The sequence below is a fragment of the Promicromonospora xylanilytica genome (assembly GCF_054782895.1).
Genome location: NZ_BAAGRP010000075.1, coordinates 389,183 through 414,265, shown reverse-complemented (window position 1 = coordinate 414,265; position 25,083 = coordinate 389,183). Strand labels below are relative to the sequence as shown.

The 25,083-nt window shown below is 71.5% G+C and carries 25 protein-coding genes, 3 tRNA genes and 1 riboswitch; of the genes, 16 read left to right on the top strand and 12 right to left on the bottom strand.

Annotated features, from left to right (window positions below; translation table 11 throughout):
* The first annotated feature begins 336 nt into the window (after window positions 1-336).
* A complete protein-coding gene (locus ACYVK7_RS26045; protein ID WP_460890620.1) occupies window positions 337-912 on the top strand; it encodes a hypothetical protein in 576 nt (191 codons plus the stop codon).
* A gap of 269 nt (window positions 913-1,181) precedes the next feature.
* Here the strand turns inward: ACYVK7_RS26045 and ACYVK7_RS26040 are convergent, their stop codons facing one another.
* Window positions 1,182-2,678, bottom strand: coding sequence for an MFS transporter (locus ACYVK7_RS26040; RefSeq protein WP_460890619.1), 1,497 nt, complete (start codon window positions 2,676-2,678; stop codon window positions 1,182-1,184).
* 100 nt (window positions 2,679-2,778) lie between these two features.
* Here ACYVK7_RS26040 and ACYVK7_RS26035 point away from each other — a divergent pair, with 100 nt between their 5' ends.
* The 4 genes from ACYVK7_RS26035 (at window position 2,779) to ACYVK7_RS26020 (ending at window position 5,975) form a co-directional block, all read left to right on the top strand.
* On the top strand, window positions 2,779-3,399 hold the full coding sequence (locus tag ACYVK7_RS26035; RefSeq protein ID WP_460890618.1) for a TetR/AcrR family transcriptional regulator: 621 nt from the start codon (window positions 2,779-2,781) through the stop codon (window positions 3,397-3,399).
* Window positions 3,400-3,403: 4 nt separating this feature from the next.
* Window positions 3,404-4,147, top strand: a complete 744-nt coding sequence (locus tag ACYVK7_RS26030) for a sulfite exporter TauE/SafE family protein (RefSeq protein WP_460890617.1) — start codon at window positions 3,404-3,406, stop codon at window positions 4,145-4,147.
* A gap of 71 nt (window positions 4,148-4,218) precedes the next feature.
* The gene (locus tag ACYVK7_RS26025) at window positions 4,219-4,815 is read left to right on the top strand and encodes a TetR/AcrR family transcriptional regulator (protein ID WP_460890616.1); all 597 of its coding nucleotides are present in this window, start codon (window positions 4,219-4,221) and stop codon (window positions 4,813-4,815) included.
* Complete coding sequence (locus ACYVK7_RS26020; protein ID WP_460890615.1) at window positions 4,812-5,975, top strand: FAD-dependent monooxygenase; 1,164 nt, start codon at window positions 4,812-4,814, stop codon at window positions 5,973-5,975. The genes ACYVK7_RS26025 and ACYVK7_RS26020 overlap by 4 nt, the downstream gene beginning before the upstream one ends.
* A gap of 18 nt (window positions 5,976-5,993) precedes the next feature.
* Here the strand turns inward: ACYVK7_RS26020 and ACYVK7_RS26015 are convergent, their stop codons facing one another.
* Window positions 5,994-7,172 carry a DUF418 domain-containing protein gene (locus tag ACYVK7_RS26015; RefSeq protein WP_460890614.1) on the bottom strand — a complete coding sequence of 393 codons (1,179 nt, stop codon included), beginning with the start codon at window positions 7,170-7,172 and terminating at the stop codon, window positions 5,994-5,996.
* Window positions 7,169-7,450, bottom strand: coding sequence for an AbrB/MazE/SpoVT family DNA-binding domain-containing protein (locus ACYVK7_RS26010; RefSeq protein ID WP_460890613.1), 282 nt, complete (start codon window positions 7,448-7,450; stop codon window positions 7,169-7,171). The genes ACYVK7_RS26015 and ACYVK7_RS26010 overlap by 4 nt, the downstream gene beginning before the upstream one ends.
* A 207-nt stretch (window positions 7,451-7,657) precedes the next feature.
* Between ACYVK7_RS26010 and ACYVK7_RS26005 the strand changes: the two genes are divergently transcribed.
* The gene (locus tag ACYVK7_RS26005) at window positions 7,658-8,530 is read left to right on the top strand and encodes an HAD family hydrolase (protein ID WP_460890612.1); all 873 of its coding nucleotides are present in this window, start codon (window positions 7,658-7,660) and stop codon (window positions 8,528-8,530) included.
* Between the two features lie 8 nt (window positions 8,531-8,538).
* Here the strand turns inward: ACYVK7_RS26005 and ACYVK7_RS26000 are convergent, their stop codons facing one another.
* The 7 genes from ACYVK7_RS26000 to ACYVK7_RS25970 all read right to left on the bottom strand — a co-directional run bounded on the left by ACYVK7_RS26000 (window position 8,539) and on the right by ACYVK7_RS25970 (window position 13,722).
* The gene (locus ACYVK7_RS26000) at window positions 8,539-8,907 is read right to left on the bottom strand and encodes an ArsR/SmtB family transcription factor (protein ID WP_460890611.1); all 369 of its coding nucleotides are present in this window, start codon (window positions 8,905-8,907) and stop codon (window positions 8,539-8,541) included.
* Window positions 8,904-9,365 (bottom strand): SRPBCC domain-containing protein, encoded by a 462-nt coding sequence (locus ACYVK7_RS25995; protein WP_460890610.1) that lies wholly within the window; start codon window positions 9,363-9,365, stop codon window positions 8,904-8,906. The genes ACYVK7_RS26000 and ACYVK7_RS25995 overlap by 4 nt, the downstream gene beginning before the upstream one ends.
* Before the next feature lie 45 nt (window positions 9,366-9,410).
* Window positions 9,411-9,869, bottom strand: coding sequence for an SRPBCC family protein (locus ACYVK7_RS25990; protein ID WP_460890609.1), 459 nt, complete (start codon window positions 9,867-9,869; stop codon window positions 9,411-9,413).
* A 144-nt stretch (window positions 9,870-10,013) separates the two neighbouring features.
* Window positions 10,014-10,952, bottom strand: coding sequence for a sigma-70 family RNA polymerase sigma factor (locus ACYVK7_RS25985; RefSeq protein ID WP_460890608.1), 939 nt, complete (start codon window positions 10,950-10,952; stop codon window positions 10,014-10,016).
* Between the two features lie 101 nt (window positions 10,953-11,053).
* Window positions 11,054-11,551 carry a hypothetical protein gene (locus tag ACYVK7_RS25980; RefSeq protein WP_460890607.1) on the bottom strand — a complete coding sequence of 166 codons (498 nt, stop codon included), beginning with the start codon at window positions 11,549-11,551 and terminating at the stop codon, window positions 11,054-11,056.
* Entirely contained in the window at window positions 11,538-12,965 is a 1,428-nt protein-coding gene (locus tag ACYVK7_RS25975; RefSeq protein ID WP_460890606.1) for an ATP-binding protein, read from the bottom strand. The genes ACYVK7_RS25980 and ACYVK7_RS25975 overlap by 14 nt, the downstream gene beginning before the upstream one ends.
* A 76-nt stretch (window positions 12,966-13,041) precedes the next feature.
* A complete protein-coding gene (locus ACYVK7_RS25970) occupies window positions 13,042-13,722 on the bottom strand; it encodes a response regulator (RefSeq protein ID WP_460890605.1) in 681 nt (226 codons plus the stop codon).
* A gap of 112 nt (window positions 13,723-13,834) precedes the next feature.
* Between ACYVK7_RS25970 and ACYVK7_RS25965 the strand changes: the two genes are divergently transcribed.
* Both ACYVK7_RS25965 and ACYVK7_RS25960 read left to right on the top strand, forming a co-directional pair.
* Window positions 13,835-14,503, top strand: a complete 669-nt coding sequence (locus tag ACYVK7_RS25965) for a polysaccharide deacetylase family protein (RefSeq protein WP_460890604.1) — start codon at window positions 13,835-13,837, stop codon at window positions 14,501-14,503.
* Window positions 14,500-16,440 carry an acyltransferase family protein gene (locus ACYVK7_RS25960; protein ID WP_460890603.1) on the top strand — a complete coding sequence of 647 codons (1,941 nt, stop codon included), beginning with the start codon at window positions 14,500-14,502 and terminating at the stop codon, window positions 16,438-16,440. Before ACYVK7_RS25965 ends, ACYVK7_RS25960 begins: the two co-directional genes overlap by 4 nt.
* A 7-nt stretch (window positions 16,441-16,447) precedes the next feature.
* Here the strand turns inward: ACYVK7_RS25960 and rarD are convergent, their stop codons facing one another.
* A complete protein-coding gene (gene rarD / locus ACYVK7_RS25955; protein ID WP_460890602.1) occupies window positions 16,448-17,344 on the bottom strand; it encodes an EamA family transporter RarD in 897 nt (298 codons plus the stop codon).
* Window positions 17,345-17,470: 126 nt separating this feature from the next.
* Here rarD and ACYVK7_RS25950 point away from each other — a divergent pair.
* The 7 genes from ACYVK7_RS25950 (at window position 17,471) to ACYVK7_RS25920 (ending at window position 21,544) form a co-directional block, all read left to right on the top strand.
* Window positions 17,471-17,552, top strand: a tRNA-Tyr gene (locus ACYVK7_RS25950).
* Window positions 17,553-17,709: 157 nt separating this feature from the next.
* Window positions 17,710-17,782: transfer RNA gene (locus tag ACYVK7_RS25945), tRNA-Thr, on the top strand.
* A gap of 86 nt (window positions 17,783-17,868) precedes the next feature.
* A tRNA-Met gene (locus ACYVK7_RS25940) sits at window positions 17,869-17,945 on the top strand.
* Window positions 17,946-18,029: 84 nt separating this feature from the next.
* Window positions 18,030-18,200 (top strand): 50S ribosomal protein L33, encoded by a 171-nt coding sequence (rpmG, locus tag ACYVK7_RS25935; protein WP_013837798.1) that lies wholly within the window; start codon window positions 18,030-18,032, stop codon window positions 18,198-18,200.
* Between the two features lie 25 nt (window positions 18,201-18,225).
* On the top strand, window positions 18,226-18,711 hold the full coding sequence (locus ACYVK7_RS25930; protein ID WP_460890601.1) for an FAS1-like dehydratase domain-containing protein: 486 nt from the start codon (window positions 18,226-18,228) through the stop codon (window positions 18,709-18,711).
* The gene (locus tag ACYVK7_RS25925; RefSeq protein ID WP_460890600.1) at window positions 18,708-19,130 is read left to right on the top strand and encodes a MaoC/PaaZ C-terminal domain-containing protein; all 423 of its coding nucleotides are present in this window, start codon (window positions 18,708-18,710) and stop codon (window positions 19,128-19,130) included. The genes ACYVK7_RS25930 and ACYVK7_RS25925 overlap by 4 nt, the downstream gene beginning before the upstream one ends.
* Before the next feature lie 116 nt (window positions 19,131-19,246).
* Window positions 19,247-21,544, top strand: coding sequence for an N-acetylmuramoyl-L-alanine amidase (locus ACYVK7_RS25920; RefSeq protein ID WP_460890599.1), 2,298 nt, complete (start codon window positions 19,247-19,249; stop codon window positions 21,542-21,544).
* A gap of 105 nt (window positions 21,545-21,649) precedes the next feature.
* On the opposite strand, the gene ACYVK7_RS25915 is transcribed toward ACYVK7_RS25920, so the two are convergent.
* The gene (locus ACYVK7_RS25915) at window positions 21,650-22,996 is read right to left on the bottom strand and encodes a C39 family peptidase (protein ID WP_460890598.1); all 1,347 of its coding nucleotides are present in this window, start codon (window positions 22,994-22,996) and stop codon (window positions 21,650-21,652) included.
* 129 nt (window positions 22,997-23,125) lie between these two features.
* Window positions 23,126-23,231: riboswitch (TPP riboswitch) on the top strand.
* Here ACYVK7_RS25915 and thiC point away from each other — a divergent pair.
* Window positions 23,226-25,001, top strand: coding sequence for a phosphomethylpyrimidine synthase ThiC (gene thiC / locus ACYVK7_RS25910; protein ID WP_460890597.1), 1,776 nt, complete (start codon window positions 23,226-23,228; stop codon window positions 24,999-25,001). It overlaps the preceding riboswitch by 6 nt.
* Window positions 25,002-25,083 lie beyond the last annotated feature (82 nt).

Here is a 25,083-nt window from a genome sequence, read left to right as displayed (position 1 = left end):
CCGAAGCTCGCCACTGACCAGCAACGATGCTGGTAAGGACGTGACCAGCTCACGAGCCGGCCCACCACCGTGAATAACGCTCTGAGTCAAACACCGTTGCCTAGTTCGCGGGGACTTCACCTCAGATCGGCTATGACCCGGGGTGAAGTCACGCTTCTCACTCTGACCGGGGGCACGCGGTGCTGTTGAATATCGGGCATGCGGACATCTCGCCGTATTGCGGGGCAGCCCAGAGTTCCACGGAACACCGCCATAACGTCCAGGTCGAACATCGCGGTGGCTGCAATTACAGGTGCAGTAGGGCTGGCGGGTGCTCTGATCGGTGGTGGGTTCACCATGGCCGGAACAAGCGCCGCCGCCAACGCTGTCGCCGAAGCGCAGGAGAGAGACCTCCGACGGGCGGCGTACATCGAGTACTTCGATGCTCTGGATACATACGCGACGGCGGCGGCGGCACGCTGGGAATCGTGCGTTCCCGGCACCGACAAACGACTTGCCCCGGACTCGCCGTGCCAACCGACTCTCGGCGAGTATCGAACCGCTAGGGACACGCTCAACGACCAGAAGCCCCGCATGGAACTCGTGGCGAGTGTTGAAGCAGGGTTGCTCGCGCATGCCATCGAACCGACGTTGCCGATGAACTTCGGCTTGGCGGGCGACGTAGTCGACAACGAGCCCGAATCGGCGCGATTCACGGTGCTCTACTATGCGCTTCTTGAAGTTGCCGCATGTGACACATCGCCCAACCCCCGTAGCAACTGCTCAGACTCACGTTCCGAGGCGGTGGAGGTGGCTACCGACGGTGTCTGGGTGCGGGAGCTGGAGGATGGCGAGGCTGAGACGTGGAAAGAGCAACTGAATCGACTGGAGGGCACCGGGTCCGAGCCGACCGATGGCCTGCACGCGCCCTAAGACACGGCCCGATGCCAGTCCGCAGATAGTCCGCAAGAGGTCCGCGCCAGCCCATCCGGCCCCAACGCGACCAACGGCCGGGAACGTTGGAACTCCAACGTTCCCGGCCGTTGTCGCTCTCACCAGAACGTGCCGGTGGACCGGACTGCGATCCACGAACTACCGCTGACGTCTCATCCGTTGGTCGAGCAGCCACCGTTGAGTGCTGGATATTCGCCCCGGACCGGACCGGATCGGGGCGAATATCCAGCACTCAACGAGGCCGGGGTTCAGCCGACCGGGGCCAGGTCCCGCGCCTCGGCGGGGGCCGGGCGCGAGGTCGCGAGGGACAGGCCGTCGCCGCGCCGGCGGAACAGCAGCGCCGACAGCACCGCCCCGAGGGCGTAGAGCCCTGCGCCCCACCAGTACGCGGTCGCGTAGCCGGCGATCGCCGCGTCCGCCCCGACCGCCTCGGTCACGGGCGCGTTGGCCACGAGGTAGTCGGCCGCCGCGGTGGCGGCAAGGGTGTTGAGCAGCGCGGTGCCGATCGAGCCGCCGACCTGCTGGCTCGTGTTCACCATCGCCGAGGCGACACCGGCGAACTGCCGGTCCACGCCGAGCGTCGCGGTCTGCATCGACGCGGGCATGATCGTGCCCATCCCGAACCCGACGATCATCAGCGGCAGCAGCACGTCCGGGGCGAACGAGCTGGAGGCGTCGAGGAACGTGAGGCCGACCATGCCGGCGGCGCCGAGCGTCATGCCCACCGGCACCATGAGCTTGGGGCCGAACCGGGGTACGAACACATTGGTGCCCAGCTGGGCGGCGAGCACCAGCATCGCGATCATCGGCAGGAACGCGAGACCCGTCCGGATGGGTGAGTACCCGAGCGTGAGCTGCAGGTAGTAGGTGACGAAGAGGAAGACGCCGAACATCCCCGCACCGGCGATCAGCACCGAGACGTAGGCGGCGCCGCGGTTGCGGTCCAGGACTATCGAGAGCGGCAGCAGGGGGTGCTCCGCTCGCGCCTGCCAGGCGACGAACGCCGCCAGCAGCACGACGGAGCCGGCCAGCATGCCCCAGGTCTGGGGTCCGTCCCAGCCCCCGGTCTCCGCGTTCGAGAAGCCGTACACGAGGCTGAAGAGCGCACCGGACACGAGCACGGTGCCGGGCACGTCGAGCTTCGGCCGGGGTCCGGCCTGCTCGGCGCGCGGTATGAGGACGAGCGCGCCGACGAGGGCGACCGCCGCGATGAACACGTTGATGTAGAGGTTCCAGCGCCAGTCGAGCGACTCCGTCAGGACCCCACCGAGGAGCAGGCCCACGGCGCCGCCGGCACCGGCGATCGCGCCGAAGACGCCGAAGGCCCGGGCACGCTCCTTCGGCACGGTGAACGTCGTGGTCAGCACGGCGAGCGCGGTGGGGGCCAGCAGCGCGCCGAAGACGCCCTGCAGTGCGCGAGCCGCGACGAGCAGCTCGAACGAGCCCGCGGCGCCGCCGAGGGCCGAGGCGATGGCGAACCCGACGAGGCCGATGACGAAGGTGCGCTTGCGGCCGATGAGGTCGGAGAGCCGTCCGCCGAGCAGGAGCAGGCTGGCGAAGGCGAGGGAGTACGCGGTGATGACCCACTGCCGCTGGCCGTCCGAGAAGCCGAGGTCGGCCTGGGCGGACGGGAGCGCGATGTTCACGACGGTCGCGTCGAGCACCACCATGAGCTGGGCGAGCCCGACCACGACGAGCGTGATCCAGCGCCGGCGGTCGGTCGCGGGTGTTTCGGTATCGGACATGCGAGGACCATATACGGAACTGAGTAGTTCCGGAAAGGGCTGGTTCAATAATTAACCTGACGGTAAGGTCGGGACGGACAGAGGGAGGAGGGCGACTGCGATGACGCAGACCGAGCAGGCCGAGGCGAGACCCCGGCTCGGGCGCAAGCGGGACCACACCCGCGACCCCGAGATCCTGGACGCCGCGCTCGACGTGCTGGCGGAGACCGGCTACGACGGGATGACCATCGACCTCGTCGCGTCGCGGGCCAAGGCGGGCAAGGCGACCGTCTACCGCCGGTGGTCGTCCAAGGCCGACCTGGTGCTCGACGCGGTCGCGTGCATGAAGGGCAGCGACCTGGACCTCGACAGCCTGCCGGACACGGGGACGCTGCGCGGCGACCTGGTCGCCATGGTGCGGCCGCCGAGCATCCGCGACAGCGAGCGCAAGCTCAAGGTGATGGCGGGGATCGTCTCCATGATCGCCCGCAACCCCGAGCTGGCCGCCGCCGCGCACGAGGCGCTGGTCGAGCCGCGCGCGGCCGTCAACCGCGTCTTCTTCCAGCGTGCGATCGACCGCGGAGAGGTCCGTGCGGACCTCGACGTCGAGAAGCTCTGCATGGTCGGCCCCGCGATGGTCGCGTACCGCACGCTGATGCTGCGCATCCCCGTCGACCGGGAGTTCCTGATCGCCAACATCGACGAGATCATCCTGCCGGCCGCGGGGCTTCGGGCCGCCTGACCCGGTGCCTCTCGACAGCGGTGTGCTCTTCGGCGCTCTCTTCGGCCTGATCCTCGTGAGTGCGGTGCTGCAGTCGCTGTCCGGGTTCGGGTTCGCGCTGCTGAGCGCCCCGGTGCTCGCCGCGACCATCGGCGGCGCCGAGGCGGTGTCGACGATCATCCTCACCGGCACCGCCTGCGACGTGGCCATCCTCGCGATGCGGCGCAGCGTGCCTCGTCCTGTCGGTCGTGAGGTGTGGGCGCTGGCCGGCTGGTCCGTGCCGGGCATGCTGGCCGGCGCCTGGCTCCTGGCGGCGCTGCCGGCGGCCGGGCTCCAGGTCTTCGTCGCCGGTGTGGTCCTCGCCGCGGTCGTCCTGCGCCTGCGCTCGCGGGAGCGCGGCGTCGTCGTCCGGCCTGCCTGGGCGGTGCCCGCCGGGCTGCTCTCGGGTGCGCTGAGCACCTCGACGTCCCTCGGGGGACCGCCGAGCGTCTACTACCTGGTCCATCGTGGCCTGACGCCGCAGGCGATGCGCGACACCCTCGTCACCGTGTCGCTGGTGCGTCTGCCGCTGAGCGTCGCCGCGCTGGTCCTCGCGGGGACGTGGGAGACCTACGCGCTGTGGCTGCCTCTCGTCGGTGCGGCGCTGCTGGGGCAGCTCGTGGGGTCCCGCGTGTTCCACGCGTTCGGCAGCGCACGCTACGAGCGCGTGGTGCTCGGCCTGCTCGTCGCGTCCGCGCTCGTGTCGGTGGGGGCCTTGGTCGTCGGCTGACCCTGTACATCGGCGCATGTGAGGGTTATGTTTGGTCAGTCGTACAAGACGATCGACCAAGGAGGCGCTGGGTGCCCGGTCAGACCAATGCCGAACGCGGCAGGGACGTGCGGGCCCGCCTCCTGCAGGCCGCGCGGGAACTGATCGGCGAGGTGGGCTGGGGCGGGGTGAGCACCCGGGTTCTGGCCGAGCGTGCCGGGGTGCGGTACGGGCTGGTGCACTATCACTTCGAGTCGGTGCAGGCGCTGCTGCGTCAGGCGACGCTCGAGGCGATGAGTGGCGTGCTCGACGGCACGGCGTCGCTGCTCACCGACGCGGCGAGCCCCGCGGACGGCGTGGAGGCCATGCTGCTCGAGCTCGACCGGTACGACGGCACCGACCCCGCGTCCCTGCTCTTCATCGAGGGCTACCTGGCCGCGACCCGCGACACCGAGCTGCGCGAGCGCATGGGCGCGATCCTGGCCCGGTTCCACACCGCCCTCGCCGCGGCCCTCGCCGAGGCGGGCCACCCCGCCCCGGACGCGGCCGCGAGCGTGGTCATGGCGGTGTTCGACGGGTTCATCCTGCACAAGGGCCTGGACCCGGAGCTCACCGGCCGGCGGATCGCACCCCTCCTGCGCACGCTCGCCGGCACGGAGTCCACCGAACCGAACGGAGCGCGACGATGAGAGCACTGATCAGCGGCGCCGGCATCGCCGGCCTCGCCCTCGCCAACCGCCTGCACCACCACGGCTGGGACGTCCACGTCGTCGACCGGGCGCCCGGGCCGCGTGCCCAGGGGTACATGGTCGACTTCTTCGGTCCGGGGTTCGACGCCCTCACCGCGATGGGGCTGCAGCCGCGGCTTCGGGAGCTCGCGAGCCCCGTCGAGGAGTTCAGCTACATCGACGACCGCGGGCGCAAGACCGTCGGTGTCGACTACTCCCTCTTCGCCAGGGCGATCGACGGCAAGATCGTCAGCATCATGCGGCCGGAGCTCGAACGGCTGCTCCGCGAGTCGGTCGACGGAGCGGTCGACCTGCGCTACGGCACCACCGTCGACCGGCTGGCGGACGGCGTGGTCGAGCTCTCGGACGCCACCACCGTCGACGCCGACCTGGTCGTGGGGGCCGACGGTGTGCACTCCGGCGTCCGATCGCTGGTCTTCGGTCCGGAGCGCGACTACCTGCGCTACCTCGGCATGCAGACCGCGGCGTTCGTGTTCACGGACCCCGAGGTGTTCGAACGCGTCCGCGGCAGGTTCGTGCTCACGGAGACGCTCAACCGCCAGATCGGCTTCTACGGGCTCGACGAGGGCCGGGTCGCGATCTTCGCCGTGTTCCGCACCGACGACCCGGCGCTGCCGGAGGACTCGCGCGACGCGCTGCGCCGGACGTTCGCCGGGATGGGTGCCCTGGTCGAGCGGGCGATGGACCGGTGTCCGCCGTCCGGCGAGATCTACTACGACCAGGTCGCCCAGACCATCACGCCGCGGTGGACGGACGGGCGGGTGGCCCTGGTCGGCGACGCCGCCCACGCGGTCTCGCTCGTCGCCGGCCAGGGTGCGTCCCTCGGTGTCGCCGGTGCGTACCTGCTGGCCGAACGGCTCCAGGCTGCGTCGTCGGTGCCGGAGGGGGTCGCCGACTACGAACGGCGCTGGCGGCCGGTCGTCACCGAGGTCCAGCGCGCTGCCCGCGACCGGGTCACCGAGTGGTTCGTGCCGACCAGGACGGCCACGCTCGTGCTGCGCCGGTGGGGGTTCCGTGCCATGAAGCTGCCCGGCCTCGACCGGGTCCTGGTCGGTTCCCTCTTCCCCAAGGGCCGGTCCGTGGCCGAGCTCGGCGCGTGACGGCCGGGCGGTCCGGGCTCAGCGGGTAGCCGTCATCGCCTTCGGGTACGACAGCCGGCGCAGCAGGATCTCCGCCGGGCCGCGATGGCCGGCGGCGCGCATCAGGTCGGCGATGAGCACCGAGACCACCCAGGTGGCGACCGCGACGCCTGAGGCACCCGCGAGCCCCATCCGGTCCTCCAGACCCAGCCCGAAGGGTGCGAAGACACCTACCCACACCACGGTCTGGAAGAGGTACATGCTCATCGACCGCTGGCCGAGCGCCTGGATCGCGGTCGTGACCCGCCCGGGTCGGTCGGCCACGGTGAGTGCGACCAGCGCGATGAACCCGGCCAGCGCGATCCCGCCCGCATAGCCGGTGAGCGGCTGCGCGACCGAGGCCACCAGGACCGTGACCGGGTTCCCGTTCGACCACGCGCCGAGCTCGACCAGCACGGCGGGGAACGCGCCGAGGACCGACACCACCGTCGCGACGACCGAGAACCGCCACAGCAGGGTGCGGTGGTTCTCCGGCTCGTCCAGGACGCGGCGGCGCGCCACCCACATCCCGAGCACGACCCCCGGGATGACCAGCAGGATGCCGATGACCAGCCCGTACGGCCAGCCGGCCGCCCGGTCGACGAATGCCTCGGTCCAGCTCCGGTCGCCGGTGGCCACGCTGCCCACGGTGTAGCTCGAGATGCCCTGCGACAGCGGCAGCCACATCCCGACGGCGGCCGCGGCTGTCGCGGGAACGAGCGTCAGCCCCGCCACCCGGAGCAGGGTGGCGTCCTTGGCCCGCAGCAGTGAGACGAGCAGCAGCCCCGCGATCCCGTACGGCGCCAGGATGTCGAGCGGCGTGAAGAGGAGCACGTGGACACCGCCGATGGCCACGAGCCACCAGCCTCGTCGCCGCACCAGCCCGCGCACGTCGGACCAGCTCGCCCCGCGGCTCTGCCGCCGGTTCATCATCTGCACCAGCGCGTAGCCGAAGAGGAAGGCGAACAGCGGCCGTGCGTGGTTGTGCACGAGAAGCAGGTGGACGACCTTCGTGACCTCGTTGACCACCTCGGGCCCGCGGTCGATCGCGGAGACGAACAGCGGGGCGTGCGCGAGGGCGATGAACAGCAGCATCCCGCCGCGCGCGAGGTCGGGAGCCAGTGCCCTGCGCGCCGACGGCGTGGGCATGGTCGACGCCGACGTACCGGGGCCGGTCACGGCTTCTCCTCCGGGTCGGCCTCGTCGTCGGCGTGCTGCTGGATCATCGCCAGCAGGGACGAGGAACCCTGCAGGTTGCGCGTCAGCGTCTCGATGGTCATCAGCGCGAGGCCCTGCTCGGGGTCGGCGAGCACCAGGAGCTTGTCGCCCGCGCCGATCCCGAGGTCGCGCCGCGCCTGGGCCGGGATGGCGATCTGCCCGCGCTCGCTCACCGTCACTGCGCCGTAGAAGCCACGGCCGCCCGGGCCGTAGTGCGTCGAGTCCTTGTCGCCGGCCATTCCGTGCCTCCGAGGTCGTGGTTCCGTGGTTCTGGTACACGTTATAACATGTAAATCATGTAGCCCCTCGGGTGGCCTTCCACGTCACGCCGCCCGCCGCATAGGGTGTACGTCCGTGCCGGACCCGCGACCGGATCACGGCGCGTTCCTCGACGCGGCCGACCACGAGCCGCCGGGTGCCCGCGCCATCAACCCCTGGAGGCAGCAGTGACCGCCTTGCCGCGCGTGATCGCCACCGACCTCGACGGCACGCTGCTCCGCAGCGACGGCAAGGTCTCCCACCGCACCCGCCAGGTGCTCGCCGACCTGGACGCGGCGGGCGTCGAGGTGGTCTTCGTGACGGCCCGCCCGCCCCGCTGGCTCACCCACCTCGCCGACACGGTCGGCGGGCACGGCCGGGTCATCTGCATCGGCGGGGCGTGCGTGCTCGACCTCGCCACGGGCGAGACGCTCGACACCTGCGGTTTCGACGACGACGCCGTGCGCGCCGTCGTGGCCGGCATCCGCGCCGAGCTGCCGCACGCAGCGCTCGCCTTCGAGCGGCCCGACGGCGTCGCGTTCGACCCCGCCTACCCCAACCGGGAGCCGGCGCTGGACCCCGCGCTGTGGTCGGTGCCGGTCGAGGACACGCTCGGCGCGGCCGGACCCGTGTCGAAGATCCTCGCGCTCGACCCCGCGTACATCCCTCCGCCGGGCATCCTCCTCGACCCGCCCGAGGAGATCCGGCTGGCGCAGGAGCGGTTCTTCGCGGCCGTCCGCGGCGCTGTCGGCCCGCACGCGCAGCTCGCGTACTCGGGTGCCGTCGGCCTGGCCGAGCTCATGCCGGCCGGCGTCGACAAGGCGGCCGCGCTGGCCCGCTGGTGCACACGGCTCGGGGTCGACGCCTCCGAGGTCTGGGCCTTCGGCGACATGCCCAACGACCTGCCCATGCTCACCTGGGCGGGCCGGGGCATCGCCGTGGCGAACGCCCACCCCGACGTGCTGGCCTCGGCGGACGCCGTGGTCGGGCATCACGATGCCGACGGCGTGGCGGAGGAGCTCGCGACCGCGCTGGACGGAGCCCTCCGGCCACATCGGTGAGCACGGGCTCAGGAAGGCGGCTCCCCGCCGGACCCGTTGCCGCTGTCGGCCGCACGCTGGACGCGCTCGGCGATCCGGCGGATGCGTCCGAGGCGGCCGTCCCAGGCCGTGCCGACCTTCATCAGCTGCCCGACCGCGCGCGCGAGCTGTGCCTGGTCGACGCGATAGAGCCGCTCCCGGCCGGCCGTGGTGGCGTGCACCAGCCCGGCTTCGTCGAGCACTCCGAGGTGCTTCGCCACGGCCTGCCGGGACACGGGCAGCTGCTCGCTCAGGCTCGTGGCCGTCCCGCGGCCGTCGCTCAGCAGCAGGTCGAGCATCCGTCGACGGGTCGGGTCCCCGATCGCCGACCACAGGTCGTCGTCGACCGTCACGCTCATGTGTCCGCGCCCACCTTCGCGGCGTACGTGCTCAGCTTCGGCAGGAAGTGGTCCCAGCCGGAGCTGTGGTCGGCGTGCTCGGCGGCCGCCTTCGCCTCGTCCCAGCCGCACTCGCGGAAGCCGCTCTCGGTGAACCGGACGAGCGTGCCGCTTCCCGAGGGCGCCAGCTCGAAGACGACCAGGTTGGAGTTTCCCGGGCCGGCCACCTCTCCCTCCTCGTGGGTCCAGCGGAACGAGAAGTGCGTGTACGGCACCGCGTCGGCAACCGTGAGCTGAGCCTTGTGGCCGTCCTGGGCGAGGTCCCCGAAGCCGATCCAGCCCGGCTCACCGGGCTCCGGGCCGAACTCCGCCTCGTCGGACCACCACTCCCGCACGTGCTCGGGACTGCTCACCACGTCGAAGACGACCTGGGGGGATGCCTCGATGTAGATCTCTCGCTCGATCGTTCCGTACTCCATCGCCGACCAACCTTTCGCAGTGTCCGGGTGCAAGAAGACCACGCCTCAGTGCCAGTTGCTGATCTGCACGTCGTGCGGCGAGGGCTCGCCCGTGCCGGTCTCGACGAACCTCTTGAGGCTCATCAGGAACGTGGCCCACTTGGTGCTGCAGTGGTTCATGAACTCCACCGGCTCCTTCCAGCCGGTGTGGCTGAACAGCACGATCGTGTACCCGTCCTCCTCCTTGAGGTCGAAGTGGATGTGCGTGCCGATCCACTCGTCGGGCCCTCCGGTGACCATCCAGTCCACCGAACCCGCCGGGTCGAGCTCCGTGACCTCGAGCTCGAAGAAGCCGAGCCGCTCGCCCGCGTCGTCGTTGAAGGTCGTCGTCAGCGTGCTGCCGACCGATCCGTCGCCCGTCGTGTCCTGCGTCCACCAGCTTGCGACGCCTCGAGGTGTCGCAAGAGCCTCGTACACCTTCTCCAGCGGCGCCACCGCTCCGACCCGGTGCAGGATGTCAGCCATCTCAGTTCCTCCAGCGTCTCGTAGTGCAACCTTTGGTTGCGTATGAACCTACGCCGCCGGAGCAAGATGCGCAACCCTTGGTTGCGCGTATCCCGCCCTGGGCCGGTCGTGCGGGTCGCCCCGCCATCGGTGGACGACCGCCGGTCACGAGGGGCCGAGCAGTACCACGTGCATGCCGGCGACGGCGTCCGGGTCGGCGGTCAGGTCGATCGCGGCGACCTGCCCGTCGTGCACGACGACCGAGAACACGAAGCGCGGGATGCCGCCCGGCGCCCCGGCGAACCCGACCGATCCGTCGATGAGCGCGGGCACGGCCAGCTTCGCCCGACCGCGGAACGCTTCCGCCACCGCGGCGGCGCCACGGATCTCCCGGGCCAGCAGGGGCGCGCCCCGGTCGGCGTGGGCGGCGGCCGAGTCGACCGCGGACTGGTCCGCCCGCAGCACCACCTCCGGCGCGAGCAGGGCGAGGAGTCCCGCGAGGTCACCCGTGCGGGAGGCCTCGAGGAACGCCTCGACCACCTGCCGGTCGGTCCGTGTGTCGGCGGGTGACCGGGTGCCGCCGTCGGACCGCGCCACAGCAGACCCGGACTGCACCCGCCGCCGGCCGCGGCTCGCGAGCTGGCGCGCCGCAGGGACCGACCGCCCCAGCACGGGTGCGATCTGCTCGTAGGGCACTGCGAACAGGTCGTGCAGCACGAACGCCAGGCGCTCGGCGGGGTCGAGGCTCTCCAGCACCACCTGCAGGGCCAGCCCGACGATGTCGGCCAGCTCGGCCTGTCGTGCGGGATCGGGGGAGTCCTCGTCGAGGATCTCCGGTGCGGTGTCGTCCGGCAGGCCGGTCGGGAGCGGGTCCTCGCGGCGGGTCGACCGGGAGCGGAGCATGTCGAGGCAGATCCGGCCGGTGACCGTCGTCAGCCAGGCCGCGAGGTTGTCGATGCCCTCGGAGCCGGTGCGGTTCAGGCGCAGCCAGGTCTCCTGCAGGGCGTCGTCGGCGTCGTCGGGGTTGCCGAGCATCCGGTAGGCCACGGCGCGCAGGCGCGGACGGTGCTTCTCGAAGGCGATGGCCAGCTCGTCGGGGGTCATCGGTCACATCCTCGTTCTCGGTGGCGTCAACGGTGTGACGGCGCGCGGAGCGTCGATGTGACGGGCCGGACCTCCGGCCGTTCTCGACGCCGAAGCCGACGTCAGCCGACGAGCGGGCAGGGGCGGGTGACGACGGGGCCGTGGGTGGGCCGGACCGAGATCGTCACGTCCGCTACGTCACGGCCCGAGGCAGCCACCACGGCCGCGGTCGTGCAGAGAATCTGGTCCACCCCGACGGCGCTGATGTCGGCGCTGCGCAGCGGCAGGTAGATCGTCACGTAGTCCCCGGCGTCCTCCACCATCGTGCGGGTGGTCGTCACGGGGACCTCGTTGTGCAGGCCCTCCGCCGTGGGCTCGGTGTCGGCCATGAGCAGCTGCACCGCCCCCAGCGCCGTGCCGAGACGACCGGTGTCCCGGACGTCGGGCCGCAGCCGCCCGGCGTCGTCGACGAAGTAGAGGGTGGGACCCGTCGCCAGTCCGGTGGGCGCCTCGCCGCCGTCCTCGACCCCGCTCGCGCCCACGCCGCAGCCGCCGGCCAGTGCGCAGGTGGCCAGGGTGAGTGCGGCGGCCGTGGCGCGGACCGCCCTACGCACGCTCATCGTCGCCTCCTCGTGCGTCCTCAGGCCTGTCCTCGGGCACGTCGTCGTCGAGCCGGCGGGGCAGGCGCAGCTCGAAGCGGGCCCCCGCCCCGGGCGCATCGCGTGCGGACACGTCGCCGCCGTGCAGCCGGGCGTTCACCAGCGTGATCGCCAGCCCGAGCCCGCTGCCGTCGGACCTCGTCCGGGACGAGTCTGCCTTGTAGAAGCGGCCGAAGAGCCGCTCCGCGGCGACACCGTCGGGCAGCCCCGGACCGTGGTCGGTCACCATGACGAGCACGTCGTCCGCCTCCGCCCGGACCTCGACGACGACGGGAGGGCTGCCGTGCCGCAGGGCGTTGCCCACCAGGTTGGCGACGGAGATGTCCAGCCTGCGCACGTCGACCCTCGCCGGTACGGGACCCGTCAGGCGCACGTCGACGGCGTCGCTCCAGCCTCGCGTGCGGACGGTGTCCGCCACGACGTGGGCGACGTCGACGTGCTCCAGCCGGAGCTCCACCGCACCCGCGTCGAGCCGGGAGAGCTCCAGCAGGTCCTCGGCGAGCCGGGAGAGCTTCCGGGTCCGGTCGACGGCCATCGTCGCGAGCTCCAGCTCCTCCGGCGACCGGTCGCGCGCGTCGGCCTCCAGCATCTCCATGATCGAGGCCAGCGCCATGATCGGCGTCCGCAGCTCGTGGGACACGTCCGCGACGAACCGCCGGGCCTCCGCCTCCCGGTCGCGCAGCTCGCCGACCGACCGCTCCAGCGCGGCGGCCGTGTCGTTGAAGGTGTTCGCCAGGTCCGCCAGCTCGTCCCGGCCGGACGGCGTCAGACGCGTGCCGAGGTTCCCCGCCGCGAGCTGGTCGGCGCTGTGCGCGAGCCGCTGGATGGGGCGCAGCACGCTGCGGGAGACCAGGAGCGCGAGCACGACGGCCAGCGGCAGGGCGCCCGCGATGGTCAGCGCCACCACGCGGGTCCACCGGTCCAGCTGCGCCTGGGTCGGGGCAAGGTCCTGCACCACGTACACCTCGATGCCGGAGTCGCGCTGCCGGCCGTCCACGTCCGTCACCAGGATCGGGGTGGCGAGGACCAGCCTGGGCCCCGCGTCGTCGACCACACGCTGCACCGCGAACCGGCCGCTCGTCGCGACGTCGGCCCGCAGCTCGTCGCTGATCAGGCCGAGAGCGCCGCCCGACGCCGACGTCAGGCCCTCGTACGTGACCATCGAGTCGGCGCCGAGCGAGGTGCGCAGCCGGTCCAGGGCCTGCTGGTCGGGCGGGTACGTCACCTCCGGCGCCAGCCGCGTGATCTGGTCCCGCACCGAGTCGACGGCCCGCCGCTGCGTCTCGTCGACGAGCGACGCGCGCGCCGCGGCGTACCCGGCGGCGGACGCCGCGGTGGCGGCCACCATCGCGACCGCCACGAACGCCAGGATCACCCGCGCGCGCAGGCTCCTCGGCCACCAGCCCCTGGACCGCCGGGTCCCGCGTGCCCCACGCATGCCGTCCAGAGGTCTACACCGGCCCGAACCGGTAGCCGAAGCCCCGCACGGTCTGGATGTACACCGGGGCGGCGGGATCCGCCTCGATCTTGGCGCGCAGCCGCTGCACCCCGTTGTCCACCAGCCGCGAGTCACCCAGGTAGCTGTGCTCCCACACCGACTCGAGGAGCTGCTGCCTGCTCAGCACCTGACCGGGGGAGGCGGACAGCTCCAGCAGCAGGCGCAGCTCCGTCGGCGTCATCGCGACGTCCCGCCCGGCCCGGGTCACCGTCATCGAGGAGCGGTCGACGACCAGGTCGCCGTAGGTCGCCGTCGACCCGCCGGACCGGTCCGGGGCGCCGCGCCGGAGCACTGCGCGGATGCGGGCGTCGATGACGCGGGGCTCGACGGGCTTGACCACGTAGTCGTCCGCGCCGGCCTCCAGACCGCTCACCACGTCGATGTCGTCGCCGCGGGCGGTGAGCATGACGATCGGGACGGTCCCGGCGGCGCGGATCCTGCGACACACCTCGAAGCCGTCCATGCCCGGCAGCATCAGGTCGAGCACGACGAGCTCCGCGGCGTGGTCCCCGAACTGCCGGAGTCCCTCCTCGCCGGACGGCGCCGACGCGACGTCGTGCCCGTACCTGCCGAGCGCCCTGGCGAGACTGATGCGGACCGAGGGATCGTCCTCGATCAGCAGGATGCGCGACATGGCTCAAGTATCGAGGAGGTCCGGCCGCCCAGCCATGCCTGCCGGCGGTCTGCGACACGGTTGCGACATCGCGGCGACCCCACCGGGACACGCGGCCGGGAACGTCGGACGCATGAACAGAACCCGACGACTCCTGGCCGCCGGCGCTGCACTGGCGCTCGCCATGGCCGGCTACACCGCCTACAGCCTCCTCGGCACCCCCACGGCCGCGGGCGCCGGTGACAAGGTGCTCTACCTGACGTTCGACGACGGGCCCGGCGACGAGACCGTCGAGATCCTCGACGTGCTGCGCGAGCACGACGCCAAGGCGGTCTTCTTCGCGCTGGGCCAGAACCTCGCGGGGCAGACCGACCTGGGGCGCCGGATCGTCGCGGAGGGTCACGCCCTCGCCAACCACACCTGGAGCCACGCCGACCTCACCCGGGTCGACGCGGACGCCCGCGAGCACGAGCTGGGCGAGACCGCCCGCCTGCTCGCCCGCCTCGGCTCCGACAGCCCGTGCGTGCGACCGCCGTACGGCTCCACCGACCACGACGTGACCGCCGACCTCGCCGCACGCGGGATGCCGCAGGTGCGGTGGAACGTCGACACCGAGGACTGGACCCGCCCCGGGGCCGAGGCCATCGCCGGCCAGCTGCTGCAGGCCGAGAGTGGCGACGTGGTGCTGATGCACGACGGCGGCAGCGACCGGACCCAGACCGTCGCGGCCCTGCGGCACGCCCTGCCACGGCTGGCCGCGGCGGGCTACACCTTCGACGTCGTGCCGGGGTGCCGAGCATGAACCTGGCTACGGGCGCGGGCACTCGCGACGACGCGGCGGCGCTCGCGGCGCCGCCCGGTACGGGACGCGAGGCCGGGCGTGCCGGGCACCTGCCTGCCCTGGACGGGCTGCGCGGCGTGGCGGTCCTCGGGGTGCTCCTGTTCCACGCGGGCCACCTCGGCGGCGGGTTCCTCGGCGTCGACCTGTTCTTCGCCCTGTCGGGGTACCTGATCACGGACCTTCTGCTCCGCGAGGTCCGGGCCGGCGGCACGGTGTCGCTGACCGCGTTCTGGGGGCGCCGGGCCCGCCGTCTGCTGCCCGCGCTGGCGACCGTGCTCGTGGGCGCCACGGTGCTCGCCCGGGTGCTGGGCGACGCCGACCTGTGGCGGACCGCGCTGTCCGACGGGCCGTGGGTGCAGGCGAACCTGGTGAACTGGCACCTGCTCGACGATTCGGCGGGCTACTGGGAGGGGTTCGGTGCCGGCAGGCTCTTCGGGCACCTGTGGAGCATCGCCGTCGAGGAGCAGTTCTACCTGGTCTGGCCGGTGGTGCTGCTGCTCCTCGCGCGTCGGTCGCGGCGGGTGGAGACGCGGGTGGAGACGTGGGTGGCCTGGACGGCGGTCGTCGTGTCGGCGGCCTCGCTGGTGCTGATGCTGATGCTGGTGGACCCGGCCGACACGACCCGCGTCTACACCGGCACCGATACCCGGGCGTTCTCGCTGATGCTGGGCGCCCTCGTGGCGACCGGACCGGTGCGACGCACCCTGGCGCGGCTGGTCGGCAGGCGAGCCGACGTGGTCCTGGTGCTGCTGGCCGCCGCGCTGGCGGCACTCTGGTGGACGGCCGAGGGCGAGGCCACCCCGTGGCTGTTCCAGGGCGGGCTGTTCGCGCACTCGCTGCTCGCCGCGCTCCTGGTCGTGCTCTGCGTGCAGGCGCCCGGCAGCCCGCTCGCGCGGCTGCTCGGGTGGCGGCCGCTCCGCGCGCTGGGGCTCGTCTCGTACAGCCTGTACCTGTGGCACTGGCCCGTCTTCCTGCTGCTGCCGGAGCAGCGCCTCGGGCTGACCGGGTGGCCGCACACGCTGGCCGTGTGCGTGGTCTCCGTGCTGCTCGCGACCCTGTCCACGGTGCTCGTCGAGAACCCGGTCCGGTACCGGGCCGGCTGGGCGAGGGGCCGCTCCGGGCTCGCCGCTGTCGCCGCTGTCATGGTGGCGCTCGCCCTGTTCTGGGTGGTCGTGCCACGGCCCGCCGGGGTCCAGGTCGACGCGGGAGCCATCGGGTCGGGCTCGGGCTCCGGCACCGGGGCGGAGTCCGGTTCGAGGCTGTCCACGGTCCTGTTCATGGGCGACTCCGTGGCCGCCGGTGAGGCCCTGCCGCTGGAGGCGGCCATGACGGCCACCGGCCTCACCCTGGAGTCGGTCGCGGCGGACGGCGGCGGCGGGGTGGTCGGACCGCTCGCCGAGTCGACCTGGGCCGATCTGCCCGGCGCCATCGCCTCCGCCGAGCCGGACGTGATCGTCTACCAGATCACCACGTACGACTGGGGCACCCGGCAGGAGCAGCGCGACGGCTACGAACGGCTGGTGCGTACCGCCGCGGACGCGGGGGCGGAGCTCGTGCTCGTCCCCTTCCCGCCGATCCGGCCGGACGACTTCTACGCGCCGCACATGACCGACCTCGACCGCACGGACGACGTCGCGCGGGAGGTTGCCGCAGGCTCGGACGGGCGGGCGGTGTTCCTCGACAGCTCGGTCGTGTGGGGCGATACCTATCAGCGGCTGCGCGACGGCAAGCCCGACCGGAGCGACGACGGCATCCACACCTGCCAGCAGGGCGCCGCTCGGTTCGCCGGCTGGCTGGTGGAGGAGCTCGCGGCGCGCTACGCCGGTCCCGTCCCCGCGGACCCGGAGGACTGGGTGGACGCCGGCTGGGCCGACGACGCCCGGTTCAAGGGCTGCTGAGGCCGTCCTAGCGGATCCGGGGCGCCCTTCTGGACTGGTGGATGCCGTCGGTGGTGAGCAGCACGAGCGCCACCCAGATCAGGATGAACCCCACCCAGCGCGCGGGCGGCATGTGCTCGCCGAAGATCAGCAGCCCCACCAGGAACTGCAGGGCCGGGGTGAGGTACTGGAGCATGCCGACCACGGAGAGCGGGAGGCGACGCGCGGCGGCGCCGAACAGCAGCAGCGGCAGCGCCGTGACGACGCCCGACGCCATCAGGAGGAGGGAGTGTCCGGCGCCGTGCCCGGTGAACGTGCCCGCGCCGCCGAGCCAGACGAGGTAGGCGATGGCGAACGGCGTGGCGACCAAGGTCTCGACCGCCAGGCCGGGCAGCGCCGGGACGGTGCGGCCCACCCGGTTCTTCACGAGCCCGTACATGCCGAAGGAGAGCGCGAGGCACAGCGAGATCCAGGGCAGCCCGCCCAGCCCGGTGGACAGCACGACGACCGACGCGACGCCGAAGGCGATGGCCAGCCACTGCACGGGCCGCAGCCGTTCCCGCAGGATCAGCACACCGAGCAGCACGGTGATGACGGGGTTGATGAAGTAGCCGAGGGCGGCGTCGAGCACCCGGTCGGTGAGCACCGCGTACACGTACACCACCCAGTTGATGACGATCAGGACCGTCGCGGTGGCGAGCGTGCCCAGGATGCGCGGTGAGCGCAGGGCGTCCCGAAAGGCGCCCAGCTGCCGCATGACGGCGAGGGCGGCCAGACAGAACACGAGGCTCCACACCACCCGGTGGGCGACGATCTCGATGGCGCCCGCCGGCTCGAGCAAGGGGAAGAACAGGGGCATCGCGCCCCAGAGCATGAAGGCGCTGATCCCGAGGGGGAGCCCCCACCGATCGTGGTGTTGTCTCACGGCGTCACGATAGGTCTCACGGGGTTGCGCCAGCCCCGGAGTGCCCTGTGGGACTCGTCACCGGGCCGGGCGGTCATTTCGATTTCTCGCGAGGGCCCGGAGGGCGCTATGGTTGGGCACGTTCACGGCTGGTTGCCCGAGCGGCCAAAGGGATCTGACTGTAAATCAGACGGCTCAGCCTACGTGGGTTCGAATCCCTCACCAGCCACGTGACGGACGGGGTGTCATCCAAGCGGATGGCGCCCCGTTCTCGTTCCCCGAAGGGCTCGTTCGGGCCTGTCGGGGTGCTGGTTGGACGGCGCGGCGTACCTCACACCCGATTCGATTTCACGCCAGGCCGGAGGGCATGTAGAGTCTTCCTCGCCGCCCCGATAGCTCAGTCGGCAGAGCGTCTCCATGGTAAGGAGAAGGTCAAGGGTTCGATTCCCTTTCGGGGCTCTGTGATCGACGCGGGGTCGTCCGTCCTCCTCATCGGCTCGCTGGTGAGAGAATAGCGGCGGACGGTCTCGCGTTCAGTCACGCGCGGCGGGGTAGCTCAGCTGGTCAGAGCGCACGACTCATAATCGTGAGGTCGCGGGTTCGAGCCCCGCCCTCGCTACCAAAGCAAGTACATCCGTTCGGCGTCCACTGCCGGACGACGAGAAGACACATGGCGCCTCCCTCTCGAGGCGCGGAGGTGAGAGCCATGGCAAGCAAGAGTGCGGATGTCCGCCCGAAGATCACGCTCGCATGCGTGGACTGCAAGGAGCGGAACTACATCACCAAGAAGAACCGGCGCAACGACCCTGACCGCCTGGAGCTGGCGAAGTTCTGCCCGCGCTGTGGCAAGCACACGTCGCACCGCGAGACTCGCTGAGTCTCGGTAGCAAGCTCACACCGACGTGGCGAACGCTGACTTCGAGGGCCGGGTCTATCCGGCCAACGCCCCCTACTCCGTAGGCCGCGAGAAGATCCGCGAGTTCGCCAGTGCCGTCGGTGCCACGCACCCCGCGCACCACGATCTCGTGGCGGCGCGGGGTTCTGGCTATCCGGACCTGGTCGCCCCGCCCACGTTCGCGGTGGTCGTGGCGCAGCGCGCCGAGTCGCAGTACATCAGCGACCCGGCCGCGGACATCGACTTCTCGCGCGTGGTCCACGCGGACGAGCGCTTCACGCACCACCGCCCGATCGTCGCCGGCGACGAGCTGACGACGGTGCTCCACGTGGACCGGGTCGTCATCCGCGGCGCCATCAGCATGGTGACCACGCGCTGCGAGATCTACGCGGTGCCGGAGAGCGTCGAGGTGCCGTCCCCCGAGGCCGACGCCCTGGGCGAGTCCGTCGCCACCGTGACGTCCACGCTCGCGATCCGAGGTGAGGACGCATGAGCCGTCCCGACATCGCCACCCTCGCCGTCGGCGACGTGATCGGCACGCGCACCGTCACCTTCGACCGCGCGGCCCTCGTCCGTTACGCGGGTGCGAGCGGCGACCTCAACCCGATCCACTGGAACGACAAGGTCGCCGAGGGCGCGGGTCTGCCCGGCGTGATCGCGCACGGCATGCTCACCATGGGCACCGTCGTCGGCCTCGCGGTCGACTGGGCGGGCGACCCCGGCGCCGTCGTCGACTACCAGACGCGGTTCACGAAGCCCGTCGAGGTGCCCAACCCGGGCACCGCGTCGATCGAGGTCACAGGGACGATCGGCCAGATCGACGCCGCCGCGGGCACGGTCCGCGTGGACCTGGCCGTCACGGTCGACGGAGCCAAGGTGCTCGGCCGTACCCAGGTGCTCGTCCGCCTCTGACGCCGAGTCGGGCCCGGCGGGCTCAGCGCTGTTTCACCTCCAGGCCTTCTCATGCGCGCCCCGATCGGGTGTGATTCTCTCGTCCAGGTTTACGGACTCGACGAGAGGATCCCCGCGTGACGTCACGACGGCGCATCACAGCCTTGGCCACAGCGGCCGGGGTACTCCTTCCACTCATTCCCCTCTCGGCGGCCGATGCGGCCCCGACAGCGGCCGATGCCGCCCCGACAGGGGGCGACGGCGTCGTCGCCTGCGCCCCGGTTCTCGCCGCCGGTTCGCTCGACGAGGCCTTCACCGCCGCCGCCGAGGCGACCGGAGTCCCGGCCGACCTGCTCAAGGCGGTGTCGTACATGGAGTCGCGCTGGGACCAGCACGCCGGCCAGGTCAGCGCCGACGGCGGCTACGGGGTGTTCAACCTCGCGGGCGGCGCGGGGCCCGGCCACGCGCACGGCGAGGGGTTGCCCCTGTCGGCGGTCACCGACAAGCAGGGCCCCGCGCGCGAGGGCACCCCGGAGCTCGCCCGTGCGGCGGCGCTCACCGGTCTCGACCAGGCCACCCTGAAGTCCGATGCGCAGGCAAATGTCTGCGGCGGTGCGGCGCTCCTCGCGTCCTATCAGGCCCAGGCGGTGCGGGACGGCGCGACCGACGACGCCGCTACCGGTGCCGCCACGACCGACACCGATCCGGCCGCCACGACGTCGAACACCCTGGCCGCCTGGCAGACCGCCGTGTCGCGGATGAGCGACGTCGAGAGTTTCGCTACACAGGTGTACCGAACTCTTCGTGAGGGTGCCGGCACCACCACCCCGGCGGACGGAGCGGTCGTCCTCACCGGCAACCGGGACGTCGTCGTGCCGCGGACGGCCGGCAGCAGCGACCCGGAAGCGGACTGCCCCGAGGACCTGGGCTGCGAGTGGCTGCCCGCCCCGTACGAGAAGGCGTCCCCTGACCTGCCGGACGGTACGGGGGACTACGGCAACCACGACCAGGCCGACCGCACCGGCGCGGGCGGCCCGTCGCTCGACTACATCCTGATCCACGACACGGAGACGGCCTACCAGCCCACGGTCAACCTGGTGCAGGACCCGACCTACCTGGCCTGGAACTACACCCTGCGCTCCTCGGACGGACACGTCGCGAACCACCTCGACCCCGCCGACGTCGGCTGGCACGCGGGCAACTGGTTCATGAACATGCACTCGATCGGCCTGGAGCACGAGGGCTGGGCGGGTACGGGCGCCTGGTACACGGAGGCGATGTACCAGGCGTCGGCGGCGCTGGTACGTCACCTCGCGGCGGAGCACGACATCCCGCTGGACCGGGCGCACGTCATCGGGCACGACCAGGTTCCGGGCATCCTGCCCGGGTACACCAAGAACGTGCACTGGGACCCGGGTCCGTACTGGGACTGGGACCACTACTTCGAGCTGCTCGGCGCACCGGTCGGCGGTGACCTGGAGGCGACGACGAACGTCGAGCCGGGTGACGTCGTCGAGGTGCGCACCGGATATGCCGAGAACCCGAACCTGGTGACGGGCTGCGAGGCGGCGTCTCCTGGTTCGGGCGACTGCGTCGAGGGGGCGGGGACCAACTTCCGATACCTGCACCAGGCGCCGTCGGACGACGCGCCGCTGGCGAAGGACCCGGGCTGGAAGCCGGACGGGTCCGACGGCAGCACCTACGCGAGCGACATCAGCGCGCGCGTGCAGTCCGGGCACAAGCTCGTCGTCGACCGGGTCGAGGGCGACTGGCTGGGCGTGTGGTGGGCCGGGTCGCTGGCGTGGCTGCACAACCCGGCCGACCGGCCGGTGGTGGTGCCCGCCACGGCGAAGACCGTCACCGTCGCCGGTGACGCCCCGGCGCCGGTGTTCGGCCGCGCGTACCCGGAGGTGGACGCGTACGAGGAACACCCGGGCGTACCGGTGCAGGAGGTCACGCCGATCGAGTACCGGGTCGGCGTGGAGCAGACCTACGCGGTGGCCGACGACCACGTGCCCTCCGACTACTACCGGGCCGCCACCTTCGACGGTTCCGGGCCGGGCGACCGCACGGTGGTGCGGGGCGACGACGTGTACTACCAGCTGTGGCTGGCCCACCGGCACGTGTTCGTCAAGGCGGCCGACGTCGAGCTGCACGACCCGGTGGTCGCGGATGTGACCGGGCCGACCATCGAGGGCCGGGCCAAGCCGGGGAAGGTGCTGACGGCCGACGCCGGCACGTACCTCCCGGAGGACGTCTCCGTCACCTACCAGTGGCTGCGCGACGGCGAGCCGGTGCACCGGGCGACCGGCCCCCGGTACCTGGTGACGGGCCACGACCGGGGTGCCGAGCTCACGGTCGAGGTCACGGCGTCGGCCCCGGGCCACACGCCGGCGACGTACACGTCCCCACCGAAGCCCATCTCGCCGAAGTAGTCATTTGGCGAGGTAGTCGGTTGGCGAGGTAGTCATCCAGCGAGGTAGTCATCCAGCAGGCGCTGGATGACTACCTCGCCAACCGACTACCTCGGCGAGGGGCGGCTACCAGTTGGGCGTGACCCCCGGGACGTTGCGGGGGAGCTTCACGTCGTGCGGGTGGTAGACGTACGTGATGCCGTCGGTCGACGTCTGCCACACGCGCTCGAAGTTCTCCCGCGTGTACACCGAGCGCACCGCCTCGTTGCTGGCCTTGTTCGGGTCGTTGATGATCGGGTCGCCCTCCGCGGTGAACCCGATCAGCGTGACGATGTGCCCGTTCGTGCCGTAGCCGGCCTCCGGCATCTCCTCCTCCTCGAAGTTGATCGAGAGGATGAGCGGGATGCCGGCCTCGATGAACCGCTCGGCCTCCGCGAGGGAGCGCAGCCGGGTCACGAACGAGTCCAGGCCGAACGTGCTCGCGTACGCGGCGTTGAACGGCCAGTTGCCCGCGCCCTCGTACGCGTAGTCCCACGTGTGCATGGCGGCGTAGTCGACCTGCGGGTCACCGTTCGGCGCCTCGATCCCCTCCAGCTCCTCCGGCGGGACCTCCCGGCCGTAGGAGTACAGCACCATCGTGGACGACGTCGGCGAGCACCACACCTGACCGCCGCCCCCGAACTCGGGGTACTCGCCGCGGTGGATGTTCTGGCTGTACCGCGGCACGTCGAGCTCGACCGCGCGGCCGAGCGTGAACTCGGTGGTGCCCGGGTAGTGCGAGTCGGGCAGGTACTCGTTGGTCATGGTGGTCACCATGTCCAGCCGCGGGGAGACCCGCGTGCCCTCCGGCCGGTACAGCGTGGCCCGGGTCTGGAAGGCGACCGGTTCGTGGCCGGACTTCGCCACGTAGGTATCGGTGAAGAGGTACGCGTCGTCGTCGGTCTGGCCGTTCACCGAGGTGCGGTGGATGTCGCCGACCTCGCCGTCGGCGGGCGCGAACTCGTCGCCGGACGCCCAGCGGCTCATCACGAACCACTTGGTCCACGTCCCGTCGGCCTTGCGCCCGCGGAACTCGATCTCCACCCAGGTGCCCGTCGGCGTGACGGCGTTCCACGAGCTGACCGACTCGTCGACCGGGTACCCGGTCTCGACGACCGGCGAGGTCCACCGGCCCGTCTCGTAGCTGACCGGCGTGCCGTCGCCGAACGGATCGGTGTACTCGACGGTGTCACCGGCGCCCCGCAGCACGAGCCCGCCCCTGGCGCCCGGCCGCAGGTTCTCCGACTCGCCCGCGCGCAGCTCGTGGTACCCGTCCCAGGTGGTCAGCGTGATCTGGTTGTCCGACGCCGTCGTGCCTGCCTCGGGCGCGCCCGTCGCCGGCACCGCACTCGCCACGATTCCTGCCTGCACCACGAGCGCTCCCGTCGCTGCCAGCGCGAACGCCCTCGTCCGCAGCTTCTCTCGGATCGACATGCCTGCCTCCATGTCCCGGGCCCACAACGGGATGGAGTGGGCCGTTGACCTTCTTTACCAGACCCGAGGCCGGGACAGAAGGGTTCTGCCCCCAGGTGATCTGACAGCCGTCATGGTGCTAACGTCATCGCGATCCCACGGGTGCCTCGCGCAGGGGCTGAGATCGGGCTGGACGGCCCGGGACCGTTGAACCTGTCCGGTTAACACCGGCGTAGGAAGCAGGAGTCTCATGATGGAGAACACCCAGTCCCGCACGCTCGCGTACGAGCACGAGCACGACGGCGGGCACAGCACACCGCACGAAGAGGACGGCCTGCGTGTGCCGGTCACCGAGATCGCACTGGCCCCCTCGCCCGACGGCACCCCGAACGAACCGGTGCGGGTCTACCGCACCCAGGGGCCCGGTTCCGACCCGGTGCGCGGTCTCGCTCCGGCCCGAGAACCCTGGGTCGTGGCGCGAGGAGACACGCAGGAGTACGACGGCCGCCGTCGGGCGCTGACGGACGACGGCAGGGGCGCCGTGCGCCGGGGCGCAGCCTCGCAGGAATGGCAGGGCGAACGGCGCAGGCCGCGCCGCGCGCTCCCCGGGCGGACCGTCACCCAGATGCACTACGCACGCCAGGGCGTGATCACCCCGGAGATGCGGTTCGTCGCGGTACGCGAGGGCTGCGACGTCGAGCTGGTGCGCAGCGAGGTAGCCGCCGGCCGGGCGATCATCCCGAACAACGTGAACCACCCGGAGTCCGAGCCGATGATCATCGGCAAGGCGTTCCTGGTGAAGGTCAACGCGAACATCGGCAACTCGGCCGTCCACAGCTCGATCGCCGAGGAGGTGGAAAAGCTCGAGTGGGCCACCAAGTGGGGCGCCGACACCGTCATGGACCTGTCCACCGGCGACGACATCCACACCACCCGCGAGTGGCTGCTGCGCAACTCGCCCGTCCCCATCGGCACCGTGCCCATCTACCAGGCGCTGGAGAAGGTCAACGGCGACGCGAGCGCGCTCACCTGGGAGGTCTACCGCGACACGGTGATCGAACAGTGCGAGCAGGGCGTCGACTACATGACCGTGCACGCCGGCGTGCTGCTGCGGTACGTGCCGCTCACGGCCGACCGCGTGACGGGGATCGTGAGCCGCGGCGGGTCGATCCTCGCGGGCTGGTGCCTCGCCCACCACCAGGAGAACTTCCTCTACACCCACTTCGACGAGCTCTGCGAGATCTTCGCGGCCTACGACGTCGCGTTCTCCCTGGGCGACGGGCTGCGGCCCGGCTCGCTCGCCGACGCGAACGACGAGGCCCAGTTCGCCGAGCTCGACACGCTCGCCGAGCTGACCAAGCGAGCCTGGGAGCACGACGTCCAGGTCATGGTCGAAGGTCCGGGGCACGTCCCGTTCCACCTCGTCCGCGAGAACGTGGAACGACAGCAGGAGCTCTGCGAAGGCGCCCCCTTCTACACGCTCGGCCCGCTCGTGACCGACATCGCGCCCGGCTACGACCACATCACCTCCGCCATCGGCGCGACCGAGATCGCCCGGTACGGCACGGCGATGCTCTGCTACGTCACGCCCAAGGAGCACCTCGGCCTGCCGGACCGCGACGACGTGCGCACCGGCGTCGTCACCTACAAGATCGCCGCGCACGCCGCCGACGTCGCCAAAGGGCACCAGGGCGCGCGCGACCGGGACGACGCCCTGTCCAAGGCCCGCTTCGAGTTCCGCTGGCGCGACCAGTTCAATCTCTCGCTCGACCCGGAGCTCGCCGAGGCGTACCACGACGAGACCCTGCCGGCCGAGGCAGCGAAGACCGCGCACTTCTGCTCGATGTGCGGGCCCAAGTTCTGCTCGATGCGCATCTCGCAGGACATCCGGGACGAGTTCGGCGGCGTGCAGGCCCAGGCGGCGCTCGCGGACGCGGCGGTAGCGGACGGCATGGCCCAGAAGTCGGCGGAGTTCCGCGAGTCGGGCGGCGACATCTACCTCCCGACCCCCACCCTCCGCCCCTGACCCTCCGTTGAGTGCTGGATCTTCGCCCCGTCCACCGCCCGGATGGGGCGAAGATCCAGCACTCAACGGGTTGGGCGGGGCG